This is a genomic window from Streptomyces sp. NPDC034043, from assembly GCF_055575675.1.
Genome location: NZ_JBVISF010000004.1, coordinates 259,054 through 285,089 on the forward strand (window position 1 = coordinate 259,054; position 26,036 = coordinate 285,089).

General features: G+C 72.7%; 19 protein-coding genes. 11 read left to right on the top strand and 8 right to left on the bottom strand.

Annotation, left to right across the window (positions count from 1 at the left end):
* Positions 1 to 58: 58 nt before the first annotated feature.
* Positions 59 to 1,261, bottom strand: a complete 1,203-nt coding sequence (locus tag ACZ51S_RS12485) for a hypothetical protein (RefSeq protein WP_468475493.1) — start codon at positions 1,259 to 1,261, stop codon at positions 59 to 61.
* A gap of 192 nt (positions 1,262 to 1,453) precedes the next feature.
* Positions 1,454 to 1,867 (bottom strand): DUF4307 domain-containing protein, encoded by a 414-nt coding sequence (locus ACZ51S_RS12490; protein ID WP_468475494.1) that lies wholly within the window; start codon positions 1,865 to 1,867, stop codon positions 1,454 to 1,456.
* A gap of 107 nt (positions 1,868 to 1,974) precedes the next feature.
* On the opposite strand from ACZ51S_RS12490, the gene mca reads away from it, so the two are divergent.
* Both mca and ACZ51S_RS12500 read left to right on the top strand, forming a co-directional pair.
* Positions 1,975 to 2,856: a mycothiol conjugate amidase Mca gene (gene mca / locus ACZ51S_RS12495; protein WP_388934382.1), complete on the top strand. Its 882-nt coding sequence runs from the start codon at positions 1,975 to 1,977 to the stop codon at positions 2,854 to 2,856.
* A gap of 2 nt (positions 2,857 to 2,858) precedes the next feature.
* A complete protein-coding gene (locus ACZ51S_RS12500) occupies positions 2,859 to 3,086 on the top strand; it encodes a hypothetical protein (protein WP_388934380.1) in 228 nt (75 codons plus the stop codon).
* A 191-nt stretch (positions 3,087 to 3,277) separates the two neighbouring features.
* On the opposite strand, the gene ACZ51S_RS12505 is transcribed toward ACZ51S_RS12500, so the two are convergent.
* A complete protein-coding gene (locus tag ACZ51S_RS12505) occupies positions 3,278 to 6,514 on the bottom strand; it encodes a tetratricopeptide repeat protein (RefSeq protein ID WP_468960673.1) in 3,237 nt (1,078 codons plus the stop codon).
* Between the two features lie 143 nt (positions 6,515 to 6,657).
* Between ACZ51S_RS12505 and ACZ51S_RS12510 the strand changes: the two genes are divergently transcribed.
* From ACZ51S_RS12510 to ACZ51S_RS12540, 7 genes are all read left to right on the top strand, one after another.
* Positions 6,658 to 7,392, top strand: a complete 735-nt coding sequence (locus ACZ51S_RS12510) for a DUF4344 domain-containing metallopeptidase (RefSeq protein WP_468960675.1) — start codon at positions 6,658 to 6,660, stop codon at positions 7,390 to 7,392.
* 62 nt (positions 7,393 to 7,454) lie between these two features.
* Positions 7,455 to 8,786 carry a recombinase family protein gene (locus ACZ51S_RS12515; protein ID WP_468960677.1) on the top strand — a complete coding sequence of 444 codons (1,332 nt, stop codon included), beginning with the start codon at positions 7,455 to 7,457 and terminating at the stop codon, positions 8,784 to 8,786.
* 47 nt (positions 8,787 to 8,833) lie between these two features.
* Positions 8,834 to 10,888 carry a thioredoxin domain-containing protein gene (locus tag ACZ51S_RS12520; RefSeq protein WP_468960679.1) on the top strand — a complete coding sequence of 685 codons (2,055 nt, stop codon included), beginning with the start codon at positions 8,834 to 8,836 and terminating at the stop codon, positions 10,886 to 10,888.
* Positions 10,889 to 11,124: 236 nt separating this feature from the next.
* A complete protein-coding gene (locus ACZ51S_RS12525; RefSeq protein WP_468960681.1) occupies positions 11,125 to 12,396 on the top strand; it encodes a glycosyltransferase in 1,272 nt (423 codons plus the stop codon).
* A complete protein-coding gene (locus ACZ51S_RS12530) occupies positions 12,393 to 14,126 on the top strand; it encodes an ArnT family glycosyltransferase (protein ID WP_468960683.1) in 1,734 nt (577 codons plus the stop codon). The genes ACZ51S_RS12525 and ACZ51S_RS12530 overlap by 4 nt, the downstream gene beginning before the upstream one ends.
* A gap of 6 nt (positions 14,127 to 14,132) precedes the next feature.
* Positions 14,133 to 15,317 carry a glycosyltransferase gene (locus ACZ51S_RS12535; protein WP_468884565.1) on the top strand — a complete coding sequence of 395 codons (1,185 nt, stop codon included), beginning with the start codon at positions 14,133 to 14,135 and terminating at the stop codon, positions 15,315 to 15,317.
* Between the two features lie 22 nt (positions 15,318 to 15,339).
* A complete protein-coding gene (locus ACZ51S_RS12540; RefSeq protein ID WP_468960685.1) occupies positions 15,340 to 17,766 on the top strand; it encodes a galactose oxidase-like domain-containing protein in 2,427 nt (808 codons plus the stop codon).
* A 127-nt stretch (positions 17,767 to 17,893) separates the two neighbouring features.
* Here the strand turns inward: ACZ51S_RS12540 and trhA are convergent, their stop codons facing one another.
* Complete coding sequence (gene trhA, locus ACZ51S_RS12545; protein WP_388934357.1) at positions 17,894 to 18,610, bottom strand: PAQR family membrane homeostasis protein TrhA; 717 nt, start codon at positions 18,608 to 18,610, stop codon at positions 17,894 to 17,896.
* 219 nt (positions 18,611 to 18,829) lie between these two features.
* Between trhA and ACZ51S_RS12550 the strand changes: the two genes are divergently transcribed.
* Positions 18,830 to 20,677 carry a phosphoenolpyruvate carboxykinase (GTP) gene (locus ACZ51S_RS12550; protein ID WP_468475504.1) on the top strand — a complete coding sequence of 616 codons (1,848 nt, stop codon included), beginning with the start codon at positions 18,830 to 18,832 and terminating at the stop codon, positions 20,675 to 20,677.
* A 199-nt stretch (positions 20,678 to 20,876) separates the two neighbouring features.
* Here ACZ51S_RS12550 and ACZ51S_RS12555 read toward each other — a convergent pair whose 3' ends face one another.
* From ACZ51S_RS12555 to ACZ51S_RS12570, 4 genes are all read right to left on the bottom strand, one after another.
* Complete coding sequence (locus ACZ51S_RS12555) at positions 20,877 to 21,482, bottom strand: hypothetical protein (RefSeq protein ID WP_468475505.1); 606 nt, start codon at positions 21,480 to 21,482, stop codon at positions 20,877 to 20,879.
* Positions 21,469 to 23,061 (bottom strand): substrate-binding and vWA domain-containing protein, encoded by a 1,593-nt coding sequence (locus tag ACZ51S_RS12560; protein ID WP_468475601.1) that lies wholly within the window; start codon positions 23,059 to 23,061, stop codon positions 21,469 to 21,471. Before ACZ51S_RS12560 ends, ACZ51S_RS12555 begins: the two co-directional genes overlap by 14 nt.
* A 92-nt stretch (positions 23,062 to 23,153) precedes the next feature.
* A complete protein-coding gene (locus tag ACZ51S_RS12565) occupies positions 23,154 to 24,335 on the bottom strand; it encodes a toxic anion resistance protein (protein ID WP_468960810.1) in 1,182 nt (393 codons plus the stop codon).
* Positions 24,336 to 24,337: 2 nt separating this feature from the next.
* Positions 24,338 to 25,441, bottom strand: a complete 1,104-nt coding sequence (locus ACZ51S_RS12570; RefSeq protein WP_468801060.1) for a hypothetical protein — start codon at positions 25,439 to 25,441, stop codon at positions 24,338 to 24,340.
* A 137-nt stretch (positions 25,442 to 25,578) separates the two neighbouring features.
* Here ACZ51S_RS12570 and ACZ51S_RS12575 point away from each other — a divergent pair, with 137 nt between their 5' ends.
* Positions 25,579 to 26,001: a hypothetical protein gene (locus tag ACZ51S_RS12575; protein ID WP_468475507.1), complete on the top strand. Its 423-nt coding sequence runs from the start codon at positions 25,579 to 25,581 to the stop codon at positions 25,999 to 26,001.
* Positions 26,002 to 26,036: the final 35 nt, after the last annotated feature.

Genomic DNA, 26,036 nt, shown 5'->3' on the forward strand with positions numbered 1-26,036 from the left:
CGGGGCGTGCCGCGCACGCCCCGGGCCGCCGTCTGTCACCTCGGCCGGCGCCCGCTCGTCAGCGCTCGTAGTTGGTCAGGACGCAGCCCTCGACCTGAGCCTTCTCCAGCCGGTACCCGGCCGGCGCGGTGAAGCCGGCCTCGCAGTTCAGGGAGAGGAACTGGAGCTGGTAGAGCCCGTGGCGCAGGCTCTCGTTGTTGGTCTCCACGGCGATGTCCGTACCGACCAGCAGCTTGCTCTTGGTGGCCCTCGGCCGGCCCGCCCGCAGGTCGGCCAGCTGCGCCGTCTTGGCCTTGGCCTGGAGGGTCTTCATGTCGGAGACGGTGTTCAGCCAGTTCAGGTCGTGCGCGCGCCGTTCCCCGCCGAGCTGACCGCAGACGGCCCGCTTGCCGATCCCCCAGGAGCGGGGGTCGCCGTCGACGACCGGCTGGTAGTCGATCGACTCGACGTGCTCGTCGGTGACGGTCATGCGCGTGCAGTCGACCCCGCCCCGGCCGACGAGCTTCCTCAGCTCCTCGATGCTGCCGGCGCTCGGCAGGCCCAGGCTGCCGGTGGCCGGCTGGCCCGGCTTCTCGGCTCCCGCCGTCCGCTCGGTGGCGGGGTCGCGGACCGGCCCGCGGAAGGGGCTGCCGTCCCCGTCCGCACTGTTGACGTAGTCGGTGAGGACGCAGCCCTCGACCAGGGCCTTCTCCTTCTTGAACCCCTCGGGCACGTAGACGTTGGGGTTGCAGCTCAGGATGCGCAGGTCGGAGCCGGCGGGGTCGACCAGGGACACGGCGGTGGCGGTCTTGAGCGCGGTCAGCGCGAAGGTCTTGCCCACGACGGTGCGGCTGGCGAGGTCGTGCTCCTCGCGGCCCTCGGCGAGCAGCTTCGCGGCGTTGTCCTTGGCGGCCTGCTGGAAGGCCTTCATGTCCGGGGTGAGGAAGAGGACGATCTCGCCCCGCGCCTTCTCGTCCGTGCAGACGCCGCGCTCCGTGATGGACCAGTCCCCGACGCCGATGAAGCCGCTGAGCGGCACGCGGCGGTCGTTGGGGTCGGTGCTCAGGTTCTCGCAGGACGTGTACTTCCGCACGTGCGCCTGCGCTCCGGCCAGCGTGGCGGGCGCGGAGCCGGCGGCCGCCGGGGAGGCCTGGGCGGAGGCCGAGGCGCTCGCGGCCGGGCCCGCCCCGGGCGGCGGCTTGGCGGGGTCCTCGCAGGCGGTGGCGAGGACCGTGAGCGAGGCGAGGGCTGCGGTGGCGGCGAGTATCCGCTGGAGGCGCATGGGTGTCTTCCGTCGGCTGGACCTGGCACGGGGGATGGCGTGCACATGCTAGGCAACGGGCATGGTCATGATCAAAGACGCGGCGCCGGGTCCGGCCCCGGGTTTCCGCGGACCGGAGTCGCGGCGGGCCCGGGCTTCCGCAGGCCATGCGGTACGGGTGCGCGGTGCGGGTCCGCGCAGGGTCCGCGGGTCTCAGCCGGCGCTGCCCGCCGGCTGGCAGCCCACCAGCTCCACCATCGTGGCGCGGCCCGTGGTCTTCAGGGTGACCACCTCGTCCACCCGCTCCTGCGCCTGCCCGAACGTGAAGTCGGCACGGCCCACCTCGCCGTGCTCCTCGTCCTGGGAACTCAGGGTGCACACACCGGTGACCGAGGCCTCCTTGCGGATCTCCAGGTGCACCTGGACCTCGCTGTCGGAGACGATCTGGAACTTGATCACCTCGGCGCTGACGCTCTGCCCGCCGACGTAGTCCCAGCCGATCCAGCCGACCACGGCCAGCAGCCCGACCCCGAGCAGCGACCCGACGACCTTCAGCTTCCGGTCCGCGCGCTCGTCCGCCGACCGTCCGTACCGGCCCTCGGGAAGCCCTTCGCGCACCGCGCTCATGATCGAATCCTCTCGTCGGGAAGGGGTGGCACAGCCAGGAATTTTCCCTCCCCCGATTCGGTCAATATAGAGGCTGACCGTCGCGCCGAATCGCAGAGGATCCTGTCTTGACCGAGCAGCTTCGACTGATGGCCGTCCATGCCCACCCCGACGACGAGTCGAGCAAGGGCGCGGCCACGATGGCCAAGTACGTATCCGAGGGGGTGCCGGTGCTCGTGGTCACCTGCACCGGCGGCGAGCGCGGCTCCGTGCTGAACCCCAAGCTCCAGGGCGACAAGTACATCGAGGAGAACATCCACGAGGTGCGGGCCAGGGAGATGGACGAGGCCCGCGAGATCCTCGGCGTCGAGCAGGAATGGCTCGGTTACGTCGACTCCGGCCTCCCCGAGGGCGACCCGCTGCCGCCGCTGCCCGAGGGCTGCTTCGCCCTCGCGGACGTGGACGAGGCCGCCGGCGAGCTGGTGAAGAAGATCCGCGCCTTCAAGCCGCAGGTCATCACCACCTACGACGAGAACGGCGGCTACCCGCACCCCGACCACATCATGACCCACAAGATCACGATGGTGGCCTTCGACGGCGCGGCCGACACCGAGAAGTACCCCGAGGCCGAGTACGGCGCCCCGTACCAGCCGCAGAAGCTCTACTACAACCAGGGCTTCAACAAGCCGCGCACCATCGCCCTCCACGAGGCGCTCCTCGCCCGCGGCCTGGAATCCCCCTACGGCGAGTGGCTGGAGCGCTGGAAGGAGTTCGAGCGCACCGAGCGCACCCTCACCACGCACGTCCCGTGCTCCGACTTCTTCGAGATCCGCGACAAGGCCCTCATCGCGCACGCCACGCAGATCGACCCGGACGGCGGCTGGTTCCGCGTCCCGATGGAGATCCAGAAGGAGGTCTGGCCCACCGAGGAGTACGAGCTCGCCAAGTCGCTCGTCAACACCTCCCTCCCCGAGTCCGACCTCTTCGCGGGCATCCGGGAGAATGTGTAGCCATGAGCGCTACGCAGGCCGCAGTCACCCAGCTCCTTCCGCTGGCCGCCGACACCTTCGACAAGAACAAGGTGACCCCCGGACTCCTGGGGTTCGTCGTGTTCGCCGCCCTCGCCCTCGGCGTGTGGGGCCTGATGAAGTCGATGAGCAAGCACATGGGGCGCGTCGACTTCCAGGAAGCCCCCGAGCCGGCCGCCGCCACCCCGGCCGCCGACGCCCCCAAGGCCTAGGACCCCGCGCACGGCGCGACAGCGCCGTCCCGCCCCACACCCGGGCGGGACGGCGCCCCCGCGCGCGCCCCTACGCCCCGGCGGTACTGCGCCCCGCGCGTGGGCCTGCACCTCCGGTGGGTACGGCGCCCCGCGTGCGCCTGCACCTCCGGCACCGGCCCCGCGCGGGTACGGCGCCCCCGCGCCCGCCCCTACGCCTCCGGCACCGCCACCCCCATCACCTCCCGCGCCCGCAGGCCCGGGACCAGGCCCAGCCGCCACGCCTGCCAGCCCTCCGCCGGGTCCGCCCCCCGCGCCAGCACCACCCCGTACGTCTCCAGGCAGTCCTCCAGCCGGCCGTCACGCAGCGCGTGCGGCGCCGCCACCAGCCGGCCCAGCTCCGCCCGCGCCTCCTCCACCACCGCGTCACCCCCACCCGCGTACGGCAGCATCGTGCAGCGCAGGAACCGCGCCCAGTCCTCCCCGCGCCGGTCCCCGTACGACACGAACAGCCGCACCGCGTCCTCGCACAAGCCCACCGCCTGCGCCGCCCGCGCGTTCCCCGCGTCGATCACCGCCAGCTCCACGCACGTCCACGCCTCCCCGTGCGCCAGCCCGATCCGCCGGAAATCAGCCCGCGCGTCCACCAGCAGCTGCCGCGCGAAACCCGAGTTCCGCAGGTTCCCCGTCTGCGCCGCCCGCTGGTCCCGCGTCACCCGGCCCGACTGGTAGCGGGCGTGCGCCAGCCCGCACACGTCCCGCATCCGCGAGAACATCGTCCGGGCCCGCTCCAGCTCCCGCACCGCCCGGTCCCGCTCACCGGCCTCCTCCAGCGCCTGCCCCAGGTAGTACAGCGTCCACGCCTCACCCCGCGCGTCCTCCGCCACCCGGTGCCGCGCCAACGCGTCCCGCAGCCGCTCCAGCGCCCCCTCCGGATCCCCGTCCACCACCCGGGCCCGCCCCAGCTGCGTCAGCGCCCACGCCTGACCCCGGTCGTCCCGCGTCCGCCCGTACAGCTCCAGCGCCAGCCGCAGCTCCTGCTCCGCCCGCGCCACCCCGCCCGTCCGCAGGTACACCTGCCCCAGCTGGAAGTGCGCCCACGCCTCACCGTGCACGCTCTCGCTCTCCCGGTGCAGCACCAGCGACCGCTCCAGCAGCTCCAGCGCCTCCGCCAGCCGCCCCCGGTCCCGCTCCACCGCCCCCAGCGCGTGCAGCGCCCACGCCCGGTCACCCGCCAGCTCCTGCGGCTCCTGCAACGCCAGCGCCTCCCGGATCCGCGCCGCCGCCTCCGGCAGATTGCCCTGATGGTGCAGCGTGATCCCGAGCGACACCAGCGCCATCCCCGCGCCCGCCTCCTGCCGGGCCTCCCGGTACTGGTCCACCAGCGAGGTCAGCGTCGTCCGCGACTTGTCCAGCTCGCCCAGCTGACGCGCCGCGATCCCCGTACGCCACTGCACCGAACGGTTCAGCCGCCCCCGGTCCACCGCCCGCGTCAGCTCGTTGATCTCCCCGAGCCGGTACAGGTCCCCGCGCAGCAGACAGAAATCGCACAACGCCCCCAGCAGATCCAGCACCGCCTGCTGGTCCACCCCCTCCGAATGCCGCAGCGCCGCCGTGATGAAGCTCGACTCGTCGTCCAGCCAGCGCAGCGCCGCGTCCAGCGAGCCGAAACCGTGCCCCCCGACCGCGTCCGACCTCAGCACCGTGTTCGACCGCGTCGACATCTTCCCGTCGACCATCCGGATCACCGAGTCCGCGAGCCGCGCGTAGTCCCGGATCAGCCGCTCGTGCGCGGCCGCCGCCTCCGCCCGCTCCTCGTCCGCCGCCAGCCGCGCCGCCGCGTACGCGCGCACCGCGTCGTGCATCCGGTACCGCTCCCCGCGCACGAGGTCCAGCAGGCCCGCCCGCGCCAGCTCCCCCAGCAGCCGCCCCGCCTCCACCCGCTCCGCACCGGCCAGCGCCGCCGCCGCGGCCGCCCCCAGCGAAGCCCGCCCCGCCAGCGTCAGCCGCCGCAACAGCCGCCGCCGCTCCTCCGGCAGCCGTACGTAGGCCAGCTCCAGGGCGTGCTCCAGACCCCCGCCCCCACCACCGTCCGAGGCCCGCGCCGACCCCAGCGGAGCCAGCACCCGCAGCGCCAGCGGCAGCCCCGCCCCCAGCTCCAGCAGCCCCGACAGCGCCACCCCCTCCGGCGCCGCCTCACCCGCCGCCCGCGCCCCCGCACGCAGCACCCCGGCCGCCTCCTCCCGCGCCAGCCGCACCACCGGCAGCCGGTGCGTCCACGCCGCCAGGTCCTCCGGCAGCTCCAGCGGCTCCCTGGCCGTGACCAGCACCAGGCTCTCCGAGCGCTCCGGCACGAGCGCCCGTACCTGCTCCGGATCCACCGCGTCGTCCAGCACCACCGTCACCGGCGACCCCTGGAGGTGCTGGTGGTACAGCTCCGTCAGCCGGCGCACCTGCGACTGTGCCGACGCGCCCTCACGGAACAGCAGCTGCTCCCGCGGCGCCCCCAGCCGGTTCAGCAGGTGCAGCAACGCCTCCCGCGTCGACAGCGGCGCCTCGCCCGCGCCGGTGGACCCGCCCCGCAGATCCACCACGCACGCCCCGCGGAACTGGTCCCGCAGCGCGTGCGCCGCCCGCAGCGCCAGCGCCGTACGCCCCACCCCCGGCTCGCCGTGCAGCACCACCACCACCGGCCGGGTCTCCGTACTGGCCCGCGCCGCACCCACCCACTGCGCGATCCGGGTCAGCTCCGCCCGCCGGCCCGTGAACAGCGCGTCGGCGTCCGGGAGCTGCCCGAACGACTGCTCCAGCATGCCGCGCCGCCGGGCCTCCGCGCTGCGGTCACCCCCGCGCGGCAGCGGCGCCACGCCGCCGCTGCCGTTGACGGCCCCGCCGCCGGCGGAGGCCCGGGACCGCGACGGCCCCCGCACCGCGGCCGCCGCCACCGCCCGCTCCAGGAACGGCCGGATCCCGCGCACCTCCAGCGCCGTCAGCCACTGCAGCCGCAGCTGCTCCGGCCCGCCCGGGCGGCCCGCGGCCCCGGCCCGGCGGTTCGCCGCGGGCACGTGCAGGGCGGTCACCGTGGCCACCGTCGCCGCCGCCCCCGCGACGCCCACGACGACGCCCGCGCTGACCGCCGTCCCCGCCGCCACCCCGAAGGCCAGGTCCGCCCCGACGGCGGCGGCCGCCGCGACCCCCGACACGAACAGCGACGCCCCGGTGCTGCCCCGCCGGAAGGCCTCCCCGAGGGACCGCTCGCCGGCGGCGGCCTCGTCCAGGGCGGCCACGTACGCCGCGTACTCCTCCCCGGCGGCCGCCGCGATCCCGTCCAGCGCCTCCCGCCCCCGCGCGAACAGCGCCTCGCGGTCCCCCGCCCCCGCCCGCCGGACCTCCTCCTCGACGGCCCGGGCCAGCACCCGTTCGGCCTCGACACGATGGCTGTCCCGCATCGGCATCCTCCTCGGAGAGCTCCGGAAACGTGCGCCAAGTGTCCTGCGGGACAGGGTGCAGCGCGAGGAATCTGAGCTATTTCAGAGGGAGTTGGAGCGTCGACGGACATCCGCGTGCATATATGTACGCCTAGGCTGGCCGCATGACCCCGCGCTGGACGGCCCTGGCCCTGTGCGCGGCCCTCCTCGCGGCCTCGTCCGGCTGCGGGAAGGAGCCGCCGGCCCCCGGTTTCGTCATCCGGTACGAGGACCCCGACCGGCCCGACGAGGACCACGCCGCCCTGCTGCGCTCCCGCAGGCCGGTCGAACGGGCCGTCGAAGCCCTCAACGCCTACCTCCGCCTCCCGGCCCGGGTCACCGTCCTCGCCCGCTCCTGCGCGGGCGAGGGCACCGGCTACGACCCGGATGCCCGCCGCATAGAGCTCTGCTACGACGACCTCGCGGAGGAGCGGGCCCTCCTGGGCGACGACGAAGCCGCCGCCGACGTCACCACCGAGACCGTCCACCACGAGGCGGGCCACGCCCTCATCGACCTCCTCGGGCTGCCCGTCGCCTCCGACCGGGCGGAGGAGGACGCCGCCGACCGCTTCGCCGCGTTCATGCTGATCCGCGAGGGCCCGCGGGGAGAACGCGCCCTGCGCGCCGCCGCCGAGGCGTACCGGCTGTCGCCGCCCGCGGACCCCGGCCCGGACGAGCACGCCCCGCCCGCCGCCCGCGCGGCCGCCCACCTCTGCCTGCTGCACGGCGCGGCCCCCGACCGCCACCCGGACCCGGCCCCCCGCACCCACGCCTGCACCCCCACCTGGCCCACCGTCCGCGACACCTGGACCCAAGCCCTGGCCCCCCTCCTCCGGCACCCCGCGGCCCCCGGTCCGTAACCGGCCCACTGGTTCGTTCGTTGGATCGATCATCGGACGAACTCTCGAGGGGGGAGCGCGCCATGGACCCCATGCCGCACACCACCGCAGGCGGCCTCATCCCGGTCGCCTCGTACGCACGCACCTCGCAGGACTCACGGCAAGGCGACGCCCGCGGAGTGCGCAACCAGCACCGCATCAACGAACGCACCGCCCGGGAGCACGGCTGCGTCGTCGTGGCCACCTATACCGACAGTGCGCGCGGTGCGACGAAGGACGACCGGGAACGGCCGGCGTTCGACCACCTGCTGGCCGACCTGCACCGCGGCCATGCCTTCACAGCCGGACCGCTCAAGGGTGTCGTCGCGGTCGCGGACGACCGCCTGTACCGCAGGGCCGAGGACTTCATCCGTTTCATGGCGGCGCTGACTTCGCAGCCCGGACGCGTCTACGTCGCCCGGGACGGCCTGCGCGACCCGTACGGCAAGGCCGGTCTCCTGCAGGGTGCCGCATCGCTCGAGGGGGCGGCCGCCGAGGGGAAGGCGCGCAGTCGCCGGGTCCAGGACTGGCACTGGTCGCGGGCCATGGACGGCCTTCCGCACAGCGGACCGCGCCCTTTCGGGTGGCTGGAGGACCGGCGGACCTTGCACCCGGTGGAGTCGGAGCTGGTCCGCAAGGCGATCGAGCACCGCATAGCCGGCGGGTCCACGGGGCAGGTGGCGCGCGAATGGGCCGCAATGGGTGTCACCGGGACCCGTGGCGGGCGCCCGAACCCGCAGACGGTCACGCAGATCATCACGTCCCCGAGGGTGTGCGGCTTCCGGGCCAATCGTGGCGAGCTGCTCATCGACCCGGCTACGGACCAGCCCTTGACCGGCAGCTGGCAGGCCATCGTGACCCCTGAAGAGTGGACGGCCGTCTGCGCGACGTTCTCGGCCGGGAGCCTGTACATGCACCGGGGCCCGCTCAGCCCACGACTGACCGACCGGAAGGCCGGTCCGAAGTACGTCGCCAGCGGGTTCCTGCGCTGTGGGGCGGAGCTGGAGGGCGGGACGTGTGATCAGCTCATGGGCGGCGGCAGGAGCGCCAGCCGGAAGAGCCCGTACAGCTACATCTGTCCTTCGGGCCGTGGCTGCGGGCGGTGCTCCATCAGCGGGCCGCTGGCGGAGGAAGCCATCGAGAGGCTGCTCTTCCCCGTCGGAGAGCCGGGTCGGGTCCGGTTGCCGGAGCCGATCCGCTTGCGATGGCAGTCAGGGGAGATGTCATTCGAGGAGGAGCGGAAGGTGATCGCTTCGATCTTCACCCACCTCGTGGTCAGGCCGGGAAGGAAGGGCTGCGCCGCCTGGGACCACTCCCGCGTTGTTCCCGTGTGGAAGTGGGCTGATCGCATCAGGGCGGCCGAAACGGCGGCGTGACGGCCTCGCCACCACCCGGGCACCGGTGAGTGATGCAGGATGGAAGTATGTCGAACCGCCTCGCGCACGCAACCTCGCCGTACCTGCTCCAGCACGCCGACAACCCCGTCGACTGGTGGCCCTGGTCGCCGGAGGCGTTCGCGGAAGCGCGGGAGCGGGACGTACCCGTGCTGCTGAGCGTTGGCTACTCCGCGTGCCACTGGTGCCACGTTTTGAGCTCCGAAAGCTTCGAAGATGAAGCAATCGCGGCTTACATGAACGAGCACTTCGTCAACATCAAGGTCGACCGCGAGGAACGCCCCGACATCGACGCCGTCTACATGGAGGCCGTGCAGGCGGCGACCGGGCAGGGCGGGTGGCCCATGACCGTGTTCCTCACGCCCGGGGCCGAGCCCTTCTACTTCGGTACCTACTTCCCGCCCGAGCCCCGGCACGGGATGCCCTCCTTCACGCAGGTGCTCGAAGGCGTGCGGGCCGCCTGGGACGGGCGGCGGGAGGAGGTCGCCGAGGTCGCGCAGCGGATCGTGCGGGATCTGGCCGGGCGGCAGCTGGACTACGGGAAGGCCGGGCTGCCGGGGCCCGAGGAGCTCGGGCAGGCGCTGCTAGGGCTGACGCGGGAGTACGACGCCGTGCGCGGCGGGTTCGGCGGGGCGCCGAAGTTCCCGCCGTCCATGGTGCTGGAGTTCCTGCTGCGCCACCACGCCCGGACCGGGTCCGAGGGGGCCCTGCAGATGGCCGCCGACACCTGTGAGGCGATGGCGCGGGGCGGGATCTACGACCAGCTCGGCGGCGGGTTCGCGCGGTACTCCGTGGACCGGGAGTGGGTCGTGCCGCACTTCGAGAAGATGCTGTACGACAACGCGCTGCTGTGCCGGGTGTACGCGCACCTGTGGCGGGCCACCGGGTCCGATCTGGCGCGGCGCGTCGCGCTGGAGACGGCCGACTTCATGGTGCGGGAGCTGCGCACCGAGCAGGGCGGGTTCGCGTCGGCGCTCGATGCCGACAGTGAGGATCCGCTGACCGGCGGGCACGTCGAGGGGGCGTACTACGCCTGGACGCCCGCGCAGCTGGCCGAGGTGCTCGGGGAGGAGGACGGGGCCCTCGCCGCCGCGTACTTCGGGGTCACCGAGGAGGGGACCTTCGAGCACGGCAAGTCGGTGCTGCAACTGCCGCCGGCCGGGCCGGCGGTGGAGGCGGAGCGGATCGCCTCGGTCAGGGAGCGGCTGCTGGCGGCCCGGGCCCTGCGGCCCGCGCCGGGGCGGGACGACAAGGTCGTCGCCGCCTGGAACGGGCTGGCCGTCGCGGCGCTCGCCGAGTGCGGGGCCTTCTTCGAGCGGCCGGACCTGGTGGAGCGGGCCATCGAGGCCGCCGACCTGCTGGTGCGGGTGCACATGGACGGCAGGGCCCGGCTGGCGCGGACCAGCAAGGACGGGATGGCCAGCGCGAACGCGGGGGTGCTGGAGGACTACGGGGACGTCGCCGAGGGGTTCCTCGCGCTGGCCTCCGTCACGGGGGAGGGGGTGTGGCTGGAGTTCGCCGGGTTCCTCGTCGACCTGGTGATGGCGCGGTTCACCGCCGAGGACGGGTCGCTGTACGACACCGCGCACGACGCCGAGCAGCTGATCCGCCGGCCGCAGGACCCCACCGACACGGCCGCCCCCTCGGGCTGGACGGCGGCCGCCGGCGCGCTGCTGTCGTACGCCGCGCACACGGGGTCGCGGCCCCACCGGGAGGCGGCGGAGCGGGCGCTCGGGGTGGTGCACGCGCTCGGGCCGCGCGCCCCGCGTTTCATCGGGCACGGGCTGGCGGTCGCGGAGGCGCTCGTCGACGGGCCGCGTGAGGTGGCGGTGGTGGGGCATCCGGAGGATCCGGCGACGGCCGCGCTGCACCGGACGGCGTTGCTGGGGACGGCTCCGGGGGCGGTGGTGGCGGTCGGGCCGCCGCGCACGGCCGACGGCAGTGGCGGGGAGTTCCCCCTTCTGGCCGAGCGCACACTGGTGCGCGACCTTCCGACGGCGTACGTGTGCCGACGTTTCGTCTGCGCGCGGCCTACGACCGAACCGGTCGAGTTGGCCGAGCAGTTGGGCGTGGTACGCCCCTGATTGGGGCGGAGTGGCGTCAATTCCGGTTGCGCTGGGACCACTTGGAAATGTGGTTTTTATTCGTGCGGCGCCTGACCTTCATCCTCGCTGCCTAGTCTCGTGTCTCCGGGAGTAACCGAGATCGCGCACTGGGGGGTGCGCGCGTGGGGGGAAGCGGAGGCGGCGGGCCGGGGGGCCGGGCCGTCCTCCGGGGTTCGGTCGCCGCCTGGGGTTGCGGCTTGTCTGTGGGGGACGGTTTGCTCACCTCTGTCTTTGTTTCCGCCATTTCTCTGGCGCTCTTCTGGATGGCCGCGTTCACGCTGTGGTGGCAGATGCACGCCTGGCGCACGCCCGAGACGCTGGCCTCGACCCGCTTCGACAGCCCTGACGGCGGGGGCCGGCTCGCCTTCTCGCTGCTGCTGCCCGCCCGTCACGAGCAGGCCGTGCTGGAACACACCATCGACCGGCTGCTCGAATCGAGCCACACCGATTACGAGATCATCGTCATCGTCGGCCACGACGACCCGGAGACGGCCGCGGTGGCCGCCCGCGCCGCGGCCGGCGCGCCCGAGCGCGTACGGGTCGTCGTCGACCACCACGAGACCAAGAACAAGCCGAAGGCCCTGAACACGGCCCTCCCGCACTGCCGGGGCGACATCGTCGGGGTCTTCGACGCCGAGGACCAGGTCCACCCCGAGCTGCTCACCCACGTCGACCACGCCTTCCGCGCCACGGGCGCGGACGTGGTCCAGGGCGGGGTGCAGCTGATCAACTTCCACTCCAGCTGGTACAGCCTGCGCAACTGCCTGGAGTACTTCTTCTGGTTCCGTTCCCGTCTCCACCTGCACGCCGAGAAGGGCTTCATCCCGCTAGGCGGCAACACCGTCTTCGTGCGCACCGGGGTGCTGCGCGAGGTCGGCGGCTGGGACCAGAACTGCCTCGCGGAGGACTGCGACCTGGGCGTGCGGCTGTCCTCGGTGGGCAAGAAGGTGGTCGTCGCCTACGACTCCGACATGGTCACCCGTGAGGAGACCCCGGGCTCGCTGATGAGCCTGCTGAAGCAGCGCACCCGCTGGAACCAGGGCTTCCTCCAGGTCTACCGCAAGAAGGACTGGCAGCAGCTGCCCGGGCGGGGTCAGCGCTGGCTGGCCCGCTACACCTTGATGACCCCCTTCATGCAGGCGGCCTCCGGGGTGATCATCCCGGTCAACTTCGCCGTGGCGGTCTTCCTCGACGTGCCGGTCGGCATCGCGGTCATCACCTTCCTCCCCATGATCACCGCGATGGTGACCTTCGTCTTCGAGATCGTCGGCCTGCACGACTTCGGCCGCCAGTACGGCCTGCGGGTGCGCTTCGCGCACTACGTCAAGCTCATCGTGGGCGGCCCCTTCTACCAGGTGATGCTGGCGGGCGCCGCGATCCGTGCGGTCTGGCGCGAGCAGCGCGGCCGCAACGAGTGGGAGCTGACCAGCCACACCGGCGCCCATCTGACCTCCGCCACCGCGAGCCGAGAGGACAGCCTCCAGTGACCGCCACCCTGCCCACGGCCACTGATCCCCAGCCTGCCGACGCCACGGCCGCCGCCCAGCTGCTGCCCGTCCGGCGCCCGCCCGGCTCCGGCACCGGGTCCGACGTCGGCTCCGGCTCCGACGCCGGCTCCGGTTCCGATTCCGTCTCCGGAGCGCGTCCGGCGGCTCCCGCGCGCCCGATGGTGCGCTTCCGCTCCTCCCGCCCGGACCTGCTGCTCTGCGGCGCCGTCCTGCTCGTGATCCTCCTCGTACAGGGCTGGAACATCACGGGCTTCCCGACGCTCAGCGACGACGAGGGCACCTACCTGGCCCAGGCGTGGGCCGTCCAGCAGGGCGAGGGGCTGGCCCACTACACGTACTGGTACGACCACCCGCCGCTCGGCTGGATCCAGGTCGCCGCACTGACGTACCTGCCCTCCCTCTTCGTGCCCGACTGGATGACGGTCGCGCCGATGCGCTTCTCGATGCTCGCGGTGTCCGGCGCCGGTTCGGTGCTGATGTACGTCCTGGCGCGCCGGCTGTGGCTGCCGCGCTGGGCGGCGGGACTGGCGATGGGGCTGTTCGGGCTGTCCCCGCTGTCGGTGGTCCTCCAGCGGGAGATCTTCCTCGACAACCTCGCCGTGGTGTGGATGCTGCTGGCCTTCTGCCTCGCCGCGTCCCCCAGACGCCACCTGTGGCACCACTTCGGCTCGGGGCTGGCGGCGGCCACCGCCGTCCTGACCAAGGAGACGATGCTGGTGGTGCTCCCGGCGCTGCTGGTGACGATGTGGCGCCACAGCCACCGCGACACCCGCAAGTTCGCCGTGACCGGGGCGGTCACCGCCTGCACGCTGATAGGGCTCTCGTACCCGCTGTACGCCCTGCTCAACAACGAGCTGCTGCCGGGCGACGGGCACGTCTCCCTGATCGACGGCATCACCTACCAGATGAGCCGCCCCGGCTCCGGTTTCATCCTCGATCCCGGCTCCGGCTCGAACGGGGTCTTCCGGTCCTGGCTGTACTACGACACCGTCCTGCCGCTCGGCGGGCTGGCCGGCGCCGTGCTGCTGCTGGCGACCCACCGGTGGTCGGTGACCGCCCGCGCGCTGGCCGGGCCGGCCCTGGCCGCGGTGATCCTGGCCGTGGTCGCGATGCGTCCCTCCGGCTACCTTCCGGCGATGTACGTGATCCAGGCCCTGCCGTTCCTCGCCCTGGTCCTCGCCGGGGGCGCGGCCAGTGTCACGCACGCGGTGCTGCGCCGCCGCCGTACGCCGGGGGAGCGCAGGGGCGTGGTGTACGCGCGCCGGGCGCTGGTCGGCGTCCTCGCCGTGGCGGCCGCCGCGTACGTGCTGCCGCGCTGGTACGAGGGCAACCGCACCGCCCTGACCGTCGACGCCAACGGCCCCTACCGGCAGGCCGCCGCCTGGCTGGGCCGGGAGGTCGCCGATCCGGCGAACACCCGCGTCCTCCTCGACGACGCGCTCTGGCTGGACGCCGTCCACCGCGGTTTCGCCCCCGGGGACGGGGCCATCTGGTTCTACAAGGCGGACCTCGACCCAGCCGTCACCAGGACCCTGCCGCGCGGCTGGCGGGACATCGACTACGTGGTCTCCTCGCCCACCGTGCGTCGCGACGCGGTGGACCTGCCCAACGTGAAGGCTGCTCTCGAGCATTCGACCGCGGTCGCCGTCTTCGGTACGGGCGAGGACCGTATCGAGATCCGCCGCACCGACCGCGAGAGTGGGAGCTGAACCACCATGAGCGAGGACCCGTGGCCCCCGCACGCCCTGAACGATCCGGAAGTCGACGCTCCGCCGGTGGCGGCCGGCGGGAGCGTCACCCTGATCGTTCCGACCTGCAACGAGTCCGGGAACGTACGGGAGTTGCTCGGCCGGCTGAGCGCGGCCGTCCCCGGCCGGCCGGCCTTCGAGGTCCTGTTCGTCGACGACTCCACCGACGACACCCCCGCCGTGATCGAGAAGGCGGCCGCCGACTGCCCCTTCCCGGTGTCCGTCCTGCACCGCGAGAGCCCGGACGGGGGCCTCGGCGGGGCCGTCGTCGCCGGGATCGAACGGGCCGGGTCCGACTGGATCGTGGTCATGGACGCCGACCTCCAGCACCCGCCCCACCTGGTTCCCGAACTCGTCGGCGAGGGCGAGCGCACGGGTGCCGACCTCGTCGTCGCCTCCCGCTACCTGCCGGGCGGCAGCCGGGCCGGGCTCGCCGGCGGCTACCGCGTCGCCGTCTCGCGCGGTGCGACCTGGCTGGCCAAAGGTCTCTTCCCGCGGGCCCTGCGCGGCATCAGCGACCCGATGAGCGGCTTCTTCGCGATGCGGCGGACGGTCGTGGCGAGCGCCGCGCTCCAGCCGCTCGGCTACAAGATCCTGCTGGAGCTCGCCGTCCGCTGCCGCCCCGAGCGGCGCGCCGAGGTCCCCTTCGTCTTCCAGGACCGCTTCGCCGGGGAGTCGAAGTCCACCGCCCGCGAAGGGCTGCGCTTCCTGACGCACCTGGCGGTCCTGCGTTCCGCGAACCGCCTGGCCCGGATGGTGGGCTTCGGGCTGATCGGGCTCTCCGGCTTCGTCCCCAACCTGCTGGCGCTCTGGCTGCTCACCCGCGCCGGGATGCAGTACCTCGTCGCGGAGGCCGTCGCCAACCAGGCCGGGGTCCTGTGGAACTTCCTCCTCATCGAGACCCTGCTCTTCCGCGACCGGCGCCGCCACCGCCACTGGGCGGACCGCCTGGGCCGCTTCGCCCTCCTCGCCAACGCCGACCTGCTGCTGCGCATCCCGCTCATCGCGCTGTTCGTGGGCCGCCTCGGCATGGACGTGCTGCCGGCGACCGCCCTCGCGCTGGCCACCACCTTCGTCCTGCGCTTCGCCGCCACCGAAGCGCTCGTCTACCTGCCGCGCGGGCCGCGCGCGGCGCGCACCGCCAGGAGTTGAGCCGCACCGAAAGGAACCGCGTATGCGTAGGAAGATCCGACGGAGGGCGGGGCGCCGGGCCGCCCTCCTCGCCGTCGGCGCGATGACCGCCTGCCTCCTCCTGACCGCACCCCAGCAGGCCACGGCCGGACCGCCCAACCTGCTGACCAACCCGGGCTTCGAGACCGCCGGCGCGGCGGGCTCCGACATGCCGTCCTGCTGGTCCAGGTCGGGCTGGGGCGACAACGACTTCACCTTCGCCACCGTCGCCGACGCCCACAGCGGCACCAAGGCCATGAAGGTCTCGCTCACCCGGCGCGTCAGCGGTGACCGCAAGGCCCTGGTCACCGAGAACACCGCCTGTGCCCCGACCGTGGTGCCGGGCAGGCAGTACGACCTGTCCGCCTGGTACAAGTCGAACACCCCCGACGTGTCGGTGACGGTGTTCCGCCACGACACCACCACGGGCTGGCAGTACTGGACCGACCTGCAGAACCCGCCGGTCAGCGCCGCGTGGGCGCGTACGGAAGTCCGTACGCCCGCCGTCCCGCCGAACACCGACAAGATCGCGTGGGGCCTGTCGGTCTACGGGGTGGGCAGCCTCACCTCCGACGACTACGCGCTGGAGGAGGTGGCGGCACCCGTGCCCCAGCCCGCCTGCACGGGTACCGCCGAGCAGTGCGCCAAGGGCGAGTGGGAGGTGATGGCGGCCCGGAACCCGGTGCGTTCCATGCACGCGGTCGTCCTGAGGAACGGAAAGGTGCTGCTGATCGCCGGCTCCGGCAACGACATCTCCCAGTTCAACGCCGGTACCTTCACCTCCGCCGTCTACGACCCGGTGACCGGCAACGTCAGGACGATCCCGACGCCGGTGGACATGTTCTGCTCCGGGCACGTGCAGCTGGCCGACGGCCGGGTGCTGGTGATGAGCGGCAACAAGGGCTACCCGTCCGCCGACGGCACGATCGGCTACCAGGGCCTGAAGGACTCGTACGTCTTCGACCCGGCCACCGAGCAGTACACGAGGACCAACGACATGAACGGCGGCCACTGGTACCCGTCCGCCACCATCCTCGGCAACGGCGACGTGATCTCCTTCGGCGGGCTGAAGGAGGACTCCACGGGCAACGTCACCGCGGAGAGGTTCTCGGCGGCGCAGGGCAAGTGGCTGCCGATGAACGAGGTCAACCAGACCTGGTCGTACTGGGGCCTGTACCCGTCGATGATCCTGATGCAGGACGGCCGGCTCTTCTACTCCGGCAGCCACACCTTCGGCAACGGCACGCCCGGCTCCGGCGCCTCGGTCTACGACTACGACGCCAACACCATCACCGACGTGCCCGGACTGCGGAACAAGGACCAGCGCGACGAGTCGGCGAGCGTCCTGCTGCCACCGGCCCAGGACCAGCGGGTCCTGACCATCGGCGGCGGCAACAACGAGACCAACCCGGCCGCCAACCGGCTCACGGACATCATCGACCTGAAGAAGCCGAGCCCCGCCTACACCGCGGGCCCCGACCTCCCCCAGGGCCTGGTCGACACCGGCACGGGCAAGCGTCCGCAGACGGGCGCCGAGGGCAAGATGTACGTCTCCGCCGTGCTGCTGCCCGACGGGAAGGTGCTGGAGACCGGCGGCGGCCTCCACGACCGCGCCGACCCGGTCTTCGAGGCCTCCTTCTTCGACCCCGCCGCCAACACCTACCAGGCGGGCCTCGCCGCCGACCCGATCCCGCGCACCTACCACTCGGGGGCGTTCCTGCTCCCCGACGGCCGGGTCATGTCGGTCGGCGACAACCCGGGCAACGGCACCTACAACCACGCGGTGTCCGTCTACAGCCCGCCCTACCTGTTCAAGGGACCGCGCCCGAAGCTCACCTCGGTGATCGACACCGAGTGGGTGTACGGGGACACGCAGCGGATCACCGTCGACCGGCCGATCGCCAAGGCGGAACTGATCCGCCCGGCGGCGGTCACCCACTCCTCCGACCCCAACCAGCGGTTCGTGGACCTGCCGATGACGGTCGTCAACGGCACCACCGTCGACCTCAACGTCACCAGCAACCCCAACCTGGCCCCGCCCGGCTGGTACATGCTCTTCGGGGTCGACGCGAACGGCGTCCCGTCGGTCGCGACCTGGGTCCACCTGGGCGGAGCGCCCGCGCTCGCGGCGGCCGCCGCGGCCGGGCAGCTGCCCGCACCGCACGAGCACGCCTTCGCCGACAGGCTCGCCGCGCCCACGCCCAACCCCGCGCGGCGGGACGCGGCGCCGGTCGCGCCCACCGTGGCCGGCTGTGACCGGCACTACGGAACGGCCAGCGTGTGCGTACCGGGCACCTTCCCGGCGGAGGTGAGGAAGACGACCGAGGCCCGCTGCGCGTGGCTGGCCGACCACCGGTTCCCGAAGCGGATGAAGGTGAACGGCAGCGACCCGCTGCGCCTGGACGCGGACCGCGACGGCTACACCTGCTGACACCGCCCGGCGCTCTACGCCCGGATTGCACCCGTTTGACGGCCCGTCGCCCCCTGGGGGAGGCGGGCCGTCCTCCTACGCTGAGCGCTGGGCCGGCGGCGCGGCCGCGTCCCGCCGGCGGGCCGGTCTACGCGTGCTGGTAGGCGGCCAGCGAGATGCCGATGTAGTGGGCCACGAAGGCCGCGAGCGTCAGGGAGTGGAAGACCTCGTGGAAGCCGAAGAAGCGGGGGGAGGGGTTGGGGCGCTTCATCCCGTAGATGACCCCGCCCGCGCTGTAGAGCAGACCGCCGACGATCACCAGGACCAGGACGGCGACGCCGCCGGTACGCATGAAGTCCGGCAGGAAGAAGACGGCCGCCCACCCCATCGCGATGTAGCACGGGGTGTAGAGCCAGCGCGGTGCGCCGACCCAGAAGACCCGGAAGGCGATCCCGGCCGCGGCCGCGATCCACACCGCCCACAGCAGGGTCTTGCCGGTGGAGCCGGGCAGCAGCAGGACCGTGAGCGGGGTGTAGGTGCCCGCGATGATCAGGAAGATGTTCGCGTGGTCGAGCCGCCGTAGGACGGCTTCGCCGCGCGGCCCCCAGGTGCCGCGGTGGTAGACGGCGCTGACGCCGAAGAGCAGGCAGGCGGTCAGGACGTACACCCCGCAGGCGACGCGGGCCTCCGTCGAGTCGGTGAAGGCCATCAGCACCAGGCCGGCGACCACCACGGCGGGGAACATCCCGAGGTGCAGCCAGCCGCGCATCAGCGGCTTCTCCTCCAGGGCGGTCTCGGCCGCCTCCAGGGCCTGGACGACCGGGGAGGCCTGGGCGGCCGGCGCGGCGGTGGCGTCTGAAGTCATGGTCCACATGTTACCTACGGGTCCGTAGGTTTCCGTTAGTCCTCTTTACGGAAGATTGACGGACGTGGCGATGCTCACGTGAGAGGCCCCCTGGACATATGCGCACATCCACCGGATGATCAGATGAGTGCGGTCGGCACCGGATGAGCGGAGCGCGAAGCGTCCGGGTCGCAGCCCCCACGGGGCATACACCAAACAACCCCTCAACAAGGAGCAATCGTGGCGCGCGACAACGCGGCTCCCACTTCCGTCCCGACGAACCACCGGGAGCTCGTCTCCTGGGTGGAGGAGATCGCAGCCCTGACCCAGCCGGACCGCGTCGTCTGGTGCGACGGCTCCGAGGCCGAGTACGAGCGCCTGTGCGAGGAGCTCGTCGCCAAGGGCACGTTCAAGAAGCTCGACGAGACCAAGCGCCCGAACTCGTACTACGCCGCCTCCGACCCCTCCGACGTCGCGCGCGTCGAGGACCGCACCTTCATCTGCTCCGAGAAGGAGGAGGACGCGGGCCCGACCAACCACTGGAAGGCCCCGGCGGAGATGAAGGCCCTCTTCACCGGTGAGGGGGGCTCCGAGGGAGAGCAGGGCATCTTCCGCGGCTCCATGAAGGGCCGGACGATGTACGTCGTCCCCTTCTGCATGGGCCCCCTCGGCTCCGACCTCTCCGCGATCGGCGTCGAGATCACCGACTCCGCCTACGTCGCGGTCGCCATGCGCACCATGACCCGCATGGGCAAGGCCGTCCTCGACGAGCTCGGCACCGACGGCTTCTTCGTCAAGGCCGTCCACACCCTCGGCGCTCCGCTCGCCGAGGGCCAGGACGACGTGCCGTGGCCCTGCAACACCACCAAGTACATCTCGCACTTCCCCGAGACCCGCGAGATCTGGTCCTTCGGCTCCGGCTACGGCGGCAACGCCCTCCTCGGCAAGAAGTGCTACGCGCTGCGCATCGCCTCCGTCATGGCCCGCGACGAGGGCTGGCTCGCCGAGCACATGCTGATCCTCAAGCTCACCCCGCCGGCCGGCGAGGGCGAGGCGAAGTACGTCGCCGCCGCCTTCCCGAGCGCCTGCGGCAAGACCAACCTGGCCATGCTGGAGCCCACGATCCCCGGCTGGACGGTCGAGACCATCGGCGACGACATCGCCTGGATGCGCTTCGGCGAGGACGGCCGCCTCTACGCGATCAACCCGGAGGCCGGCTTCTTCGGCGTCGCCCCGGGCACCGGCGAGCACACCAACGCCAACGCCATGAAGACGATGTACGCCAACACCGTCTTCACCAACGTCGCGCTCACCGACGACGGCGACGTGTGGTGGGAGGGCATGACCGAAGAGGCGCCCGCCCACCTCATCGACTGGAAGGGCAACGACTGGACCCCGGAGAGCGACACCCCGGCGGCCCACCCCAACGCCCGCTTCGCCGTCCCGGCCTCGCAGTGCCCGACGATCGCCCCCGAGTGGGAGGACCCCAAGGGCGTCCCGATCTCCGCGATCCTCTTCGGCGGCCGCCGCGCCTCCGCCGTCCCGCTGGTCACCGAGTCCTTCGACTGGAACCACGGCGTCTTCATCGGCTCGAACATCGCCTCCGAGAAGACCGCCGCCGCCGAGGGCAAGGTCGGCGAGCTGCGCCGCGACCCCTTCGCGATGCTGCCCTTCTGCGGCTACAACATGGGCGACTACATGGCCCACTGGGTCAAGGTCGCGGCCGGCAAGGACCAGTCGAAGCTCCCGAAGATCTACTACGTGAACTGGTTCCGCAAGAACGACGCGGGCAAGTTCGTGTGGCCCGGCTTCGGCGAGAACAGCCGCGTCCTGAAGTGGATCGTCGGCCGCCTCGACGGCACGGCCGAGGGCGTCGAGACCCCGATCGGGATCCTGCCGACCAAGGACGCCCTCGACCTCGACGGCCTCGACATCGCGGACGAGGACCTCGACTTCCTCCTCACCGTCGACAAGGAGGTCTGGCGCGAGGAGGCCGCCCTGGTCCCCGAGCACCTCAACACCTACGGCGACCACACCCCCAAGGAGCTGTGGGACCAGTACCACGCGCTGGTCGAGCGCCTCGGCTGAGCACCCGGCCGGCCGTTCTCCTGCCGGCCGCCCCGCCCTGACACGACAGGGCAGCCCTGACGCGACAGGGCACACGAACGTGGGAGTCCCCGACCAAGGTGCTCCCACCGCTGTGGGAATCCCCAACCAAGGTTTTCCCATCGCAGCACACGCCTGACTGGCCGACGGGCCGGCGCCACTGTCCCGGCCGCCGCCCGCCTCAGGAGCGTCCGCGCTCCTCCAGATAGGCCGTGTGCGTCTGCTGACGGCGGACCTCCCTGTCCTGGAGGTCCGCCGTCAGGCGTTGCGCCTCCTGCGACAGCACCGACAGCTGCCGCTCCAGGTGCCGCTCCGGGCCCTCCCCGCCCGGCGTCAGCCGGGTCCACCAGCGCGTCCGGTGGTACGTGTCCACGCACTCCGGCACGTCCGTGCGGACCGCCCGCGCCAGCGCGTGCACCGCCTCCGGCTCCGCCGCCAGCACCTGCGCCACCCAGCCCGGGTCCAGCAGGGCCGCGTACAGGTCCAGCAGCTCGCCCAGCTTCCCCTCCACCGCCGCCGGCAGCTCCACCTCCGCCACGTACGCGCGCAGCCGGCCCAGGTCCTCCCGTACGAGGTCCAGCTGCTCGGCGGCACCGGGGAACAGCGGCGGCGGCGTCCGCTCCGGCGGGGCGAGCAGCGCGCCCGCCCCGTACAGACCCGCGATCACCGCCGGCCAGTACGCACCCGCCGCACCGGCCAGGGTCAGCGCCAGCCCGGCGAGCCCGCAGGCACTGCCCCACAGGTTCTTCTTCGACTCCAGGTACGCGAGCGCCCTACTGGTAGCCACGGATCTCCTCGAAGGCCCCGTCCAGGGAGCCGGTCCCGTCGGTGGCGTCGAAGAGCCGGCCACCGGTCAGCTCCGTGATGTGCGTCAGCTCCGCGCGGTCCGAGTCCCCGAACAGCACCGCGAAGACCGGCGTGCGCTTCCGCGCCTGCGGCAGCCCGGCGTAGAAGGAGTCGAAGTCCTTCACCTTGTCCCCGCTCCGCCCGTCCGTCATCAGCACGATCGAGGTGAACGCGTCGCCGTCGCCCTGCCCCAGGTGCTGGTAGGCGGCCTTCAGACTGGCGTAGACGGCCGTGCCGCCCTCCGGGCGCAGCGACTGCACGTCCGCCCGGATCGCGTCCAGGGCCCGCCCCGGATCGGCCGGCTCGACGACGTGCGTGAGCACCTCCTTCACCTTGTCGCCGAAGGGCAGCAGCGTCACCTCCTCACGGTCCCTGAACCGCTGCCCCGCTCCCGAACTCCCCGTTCCCGTCAGGTCGGTGAGCGCCGACCGCAGCCGCCCGATCCGGTCGGCCTCCGCCATCGAACCCGAGGTGTCCAGCACGTACACCGTCCGCGAGGGCCGGCGCAGCTCGTTCTCGTACGAGGTCAGCAGTCCGTCCGCCACCGACCGGCCACCCGGGAAGGGCAGTTCGCGCCGCACCGAGGTGTCCAGCCCGGCCGCCGGAGCCACCCCGGCCGCCACCGGCCGCCGGAAGGTCTTCTGCGTGATCGCCTTCTGCGCCGTGTCGCCCCGCAGGTACTCCGTCAGCAGCCGCCCCGACTCCCGCGCCCCGGCCGGGGCCGAGGTAAGCAGCGTCAGCGGGTAGTGCGCGGTGACCACCCCGTCCTTCGGCCGGATCACCTTCAGCGGGGCCTTCGCCCGGTCGTTCATCGACAGCAGCACCGATTCGTAGTTGACCAGGGCGTCCACGTCGTCCCGCTTGGCGTACGCCGTCACGAGCCAGCCCGAGGAGCCGGAGGTCAGCTTCTGCCCCTTGAAGAACTCCTTCAGCCGGGGACGGGCCTTCTGCACGTCCGCGTCGGTCAGCGCCGACTGCGCGCCCGACAGGCCCGAGGCCACCGAGACGAGGGCGGAGAAACCGGAGTTGGAGCGCACCGGGTCCGTCATCCCGTACGTCAGCTTCCCGGCCGCCACGGCCTCCTCGACCGCCGACCAGGTCACCTCCTCCGGCTTCCAGCCGAGCCGGGCCAGCGCCTCCGGCTTCACGCCGACGGCGACCGGCGAGGACATCACGGGGGTCTCGCCGGCGAGCTTGGCGGCGGCCTCGGGGCGCAGCCGCAGGTAGTCGTTGGAGGACAGCCAGACCGCGTCGTACGTGCCGTCCGCCTTGCCGGAGGCGACCTGCTCAGCCGCGTCCAGTGTGCCCGACCAGGTGAAGTCGACGGACACCCCGGTGGCGGCCTCGGCGTCCTTGAGGATCTGCGCCATGTCGCCGAGCTCGCTGGAGGCCAGCACGCGCAGCCGGCCCTCCCTGTACCCCTGCTTCCCGGCGCCGCCCGCGGAACCGCCGCCCGTGCTGGTTGCCGGTTCGTCCGAGGTGCAGGCCGCGGCGCCCAGCAGGGCCGCGGCCAGGAACACCGCCGCGGCCAGGCGTCCGCGCCGCCGGGCCGTCCTCGTACGCGGCGTGGCGGGCGTCGTCGCGTACGGCGTCGTCCTTCCTGCGGGCGGCTTCACCGGTCCCCGCCTTCCAGGGCGCTCGTGGTGCGGGCGCGGCTCAGGTGGGCCGAGGCCGCCTGGAGCTCGCCCGTCAGGGACTCCACCGTCGCCGCCATGTTCGCGGTGGCCTGGACCTTGAATGTGTCGATCGCGTCGAGGGTCTTGTAGATCTGCGCGAAGGCCGTCCGGAGCGTCTCCGCCCCGACCGCCGGGTCCGCGGCGATCCGCTGGATGTCGCCGCTCTGGGTGGCCAGCATCTCCGCGTTGCCCCGGATCAGCTCCTCGGTGGTGCCCTTCAGGGCGTTGACCTGCTCGACGACCGCGCGCTGGTGGTCCAGGGCCGAGGCCAGCATCACCGCGATGCGCAGCGCCGCGACGGTGGTCGTCGCGGCCCGGTCGACGCCCTTGATGAGCTCCTCGTTGTTGCGCCGGACCACGTCCATCGCCAGGTAGCCCTGCGCGCACACGGCCAGCTGCGTCAGCAGGTCCTGGTGCTTCTGGCGGACGGGGAACAGCACGTCGGAGCGGAGGGCGTCCGCCTGGCCGGGGTCCGTGTGCTCGGCTTCGGTGATCCGCCGTTCGACGGCGGCGTCCAGGGCCTCGGTGAGCACCGCGTGCTCCTGGAGCTTGCCCATCGTCTCCCAGAGCCGGGTCCGCTCGGTGTGCAGGGCCGCGTTGTCGCGGTGCAGCTCGTCCTGGCCGCCGCGCAGTGCGCCCACGATCCGGTTCAGGGTGGCCTGGGAGGAGGCGTACTTGGCGATGTGGTCGCGGAACCGGTTGCCGCCCGGCAGCTTCGCCAGCAGCCTGCGGGCCCCCTTGGCGGGGGAGTCCCGCGGGTCGAGGTCCTCGACGGTGCGGCGCAGCTCGACGAGCGAGCCCGCGACACGGGCCTGGGCGTCGCCGCCGCCGTCCGCGCCGAGGGAGCGTACGGCCCGCTCCAGCATCCGGTTGGACTGCTGGGCGGCGGTGCGCATGTCGGCGGAGCCGAGGGCGGCGATGTCGCCGAGGCGGGTGGCGAACTCCGGGGAGCGGGCGTCGATGCCGGCGAGCTGGGCGACGTACTCCCGGGCCCGGCGGGCCATCTCCTCCCGGACCCCGTCCTGGAGCGGTACGAGGCCGGAAGCCTGCCCGCGCTCCACGGCGGGGACGGGCTCGGGCGCGGTCAGCAGGAGAGGCGCGTCCTCGGGCGGTGTCAGTGTCACGGTGTGCCCCCCTGTCCCTTGGCGCGGCCCGCGAGCGCCGCCAGGACCTTCACGGTCGGTGCGCTGACCTGGCGGATGCCGGTCAGGTGCGGGTTGAGGTACCCGGCGAAGCGGGCGGTGGACGCCGAGAACTCGGCGGTGCCCTCCTGCGGGCGGAAGCCGTGCCGCAGGGCGAGTTCGCGCAGCTTCCCGTCGGTGGCGAGGAGCGTGCCGAGGTCCTTGGCCTTCTCGCCGAGCGGTACGAAGGTGTGCGGGGAGTTGACGGTGGTGTCCGGGTACAGCACGACCATGTTCGCGGCCTCTCCGGTGGCCTGCTTCTGGAGGAGCAGGGCGGCGACCTGGGCTTCGTACGCCAGGACCAGCGGCTCGCCGCTGCCGCTGATGAAGGAGCGGAAGGGGCCGTCGGTGCTGGGCTCCAGGGAGCCCTGGACGGAGATCAGCTTCCGGAGGAGGGGCGCGGTGCGCTCGATGCCCGCGTCGTCGGAGACGACCGTCTTGTCGTTGGCCACGTTGGAGGCGGCTCCGATGAACAGGGCGCCCGAGTTGGAGGTGGTGGGGTCGGAGGTCTTGATGAAGACCGTCCCGGTCAGCTCGGCGTGCGCGGCCGAGCCGGGCAGCTGCTGCCAGGTGCGGTCCTCGCCGGCGGCCTTGAGGAAGGGGTCCATGAGGAGGGTGCCGGTGTTCTTGCCGTTGGGCTTCACGAGGCCGTTGTCGGCGAGGACCTTCGCCGCGGGGGCGCGGGCGATGACCACGAGGGGGGAGAAGAAGGGCTTCGCGCTCTGCGCGCCCTTCACCCCGGCCTTCGCGGCGATCTCGTCTGCGGGCTCGCTGCTGCTGGGGAAGGCGAAGTCGTACTCCTTGAGGGCCAGTTGGTCCATGGCCCAGGAGCCCGAGGTTTCCGTCTTCACGGTGTAGCCCTTGGCTGCAAGGGCCTTGACGACATCGGGGTCGCGGAAGAATTCGGACTTCTCCGACCCGATGACGCCGCGCACGGTCTTCGTTGCCGTGCCCTCCGGTGTTCCGGTCCGCCCGAGGACGATGACGGCGATCACGCCGCCTGTCAGGAGGACCGCCAGAGCGATTCCAAGGATGCGTCTCACGGGTGCAGCCTGCTCACGGAAACCCACATTCCGCGCCCTCTCGGGTGAACGCCGGGTGTCCAGACGGTCCCGCTTCGAAATGCTGTCCTGGTCGGCGGGTGCTGGTGGGCGGCGGCGGGCGGCGGGAGGATCGGAGCATGGGCGTGAGCACGGGCGTGGGTGCGTTGAAGTGGCAGGGGTGGGTGGTGGGCCTGGCGGGGCTGTCCTGCCTTCTGGTGTTCGCTCCGCTGGGACTGTACGTCTGGGCCGGCGGCTCCCCGGCCCCGGCGGCGCCGCCACCGCCGGACGTACGGATCACCGACTGCCGGATCGACCCGCCGAGCAGGCGCGCGGTGGCGGTGGTGGAGGCCCGCGGCGAGGGTTCGTACGTCGCCACGGTCGAGTTCCGCGACGGACCGCCCTCGCTCCCGGACGCCCGGGAGGCCCGCGCCCTGGTCCCCCTCCGGGGGCTGGCCGCCGACGCCCCGCCGGCCCGCGCGGAGGCCGTCGGCCCGGTGTGGGCGGCGGGGGCGGGGGTCTGGTGCGGGGTGACGGGGGTCGGGGAGCCCGGGGAGCCTTAGCGGGCGGAGGCAGGGGGCAGCGGCCTCACGCCGCC

Excerpts from the sequence above, each read along its gene's own strand:
- ACZ51S_RS12485 (WP_468475493.1), bottom strand. The coding sequence starts at position 1,261 with ATGCGCCTCCAGCGGATACTCGCCGCCACCGCAGCCCTCGCCTCGCTC.
- ACZ51S_RS12535 (WP_468884565.1), top strand. The coding sequence starts at position 14,133 with ATGAGCGAGGACCCGTGGCCCCCGCACGCCCTGAACGATCCGGAAGTC.
- trhA (WP_388934357.1), bottom strand. The coding sequence starts at position 18,610 with ATGACTTCAGACGCCACCGCCGCGCCGGCCGCCCAGGCCTCCCCGGTC.
- ACZ51S_RS12510 (WP_468960675.1), top strand. The coding sequence starts at position 6,658 with ATGACCCCGCGCTGGACGGCCCTGGCCCTGTGCGCGGCCCTCCTCGCG.
- ACZ51S_RS12520 (WP_468960679.1), top strand. The coding sequence starts at position 8,834 with ATGTCGAACCGCCTCGCGCACGCAACCTCGCCGTACCTGCTCCAGCAC.
- ACZ51S_RS12490 (WP_468475494.1), bottom strand. The coding sequence starts at position 1,867 with ATGAGCGCGGTGCGCGAAGGGCTTCCCGAGGGCCGGTACGGACGGTCG.
- ACZ51S_RS12575 (WP_468475507.1), top strand. The coding sequence starts at position 25,579 with ATGGGCGTGAGCACGGGCGTGGGTGCGTTGAAGTGGCAGGGGTGGGTG.
- ACZ51S_RS12515 (WP_468960677.1), top strand. The coding sequence starts at position 7,455 with ATGGACCCCATGCCGCACACCACCGCAGGCGGCCTCATCCCGGTCGCC.
- ACZ51S_RS12505 (WP_468960673.1), bottom strand. The coding sequence starts at position 6,514 with ATGCGGGACAGCCATCGTGTCGAGGCCGAACGGGTGCTGGCCCGGGCC.
- ACZ51S_RS12540 (WP_468960685.1), top strand. The coding sequence starts at position 15,340 with ATGCGTAGGAAGATCCGACGGAGGGCGGGGCGCCGGGCCGCCCTCCTC.
- ACZ51S_RS12500 (WP_388934380.1), top strand. The coding sequence starts at position 2,859 with ATGAGCGCTACGCAGGCCGCAGTCACCCAGCTCCTTCCGCTGGCCGCC.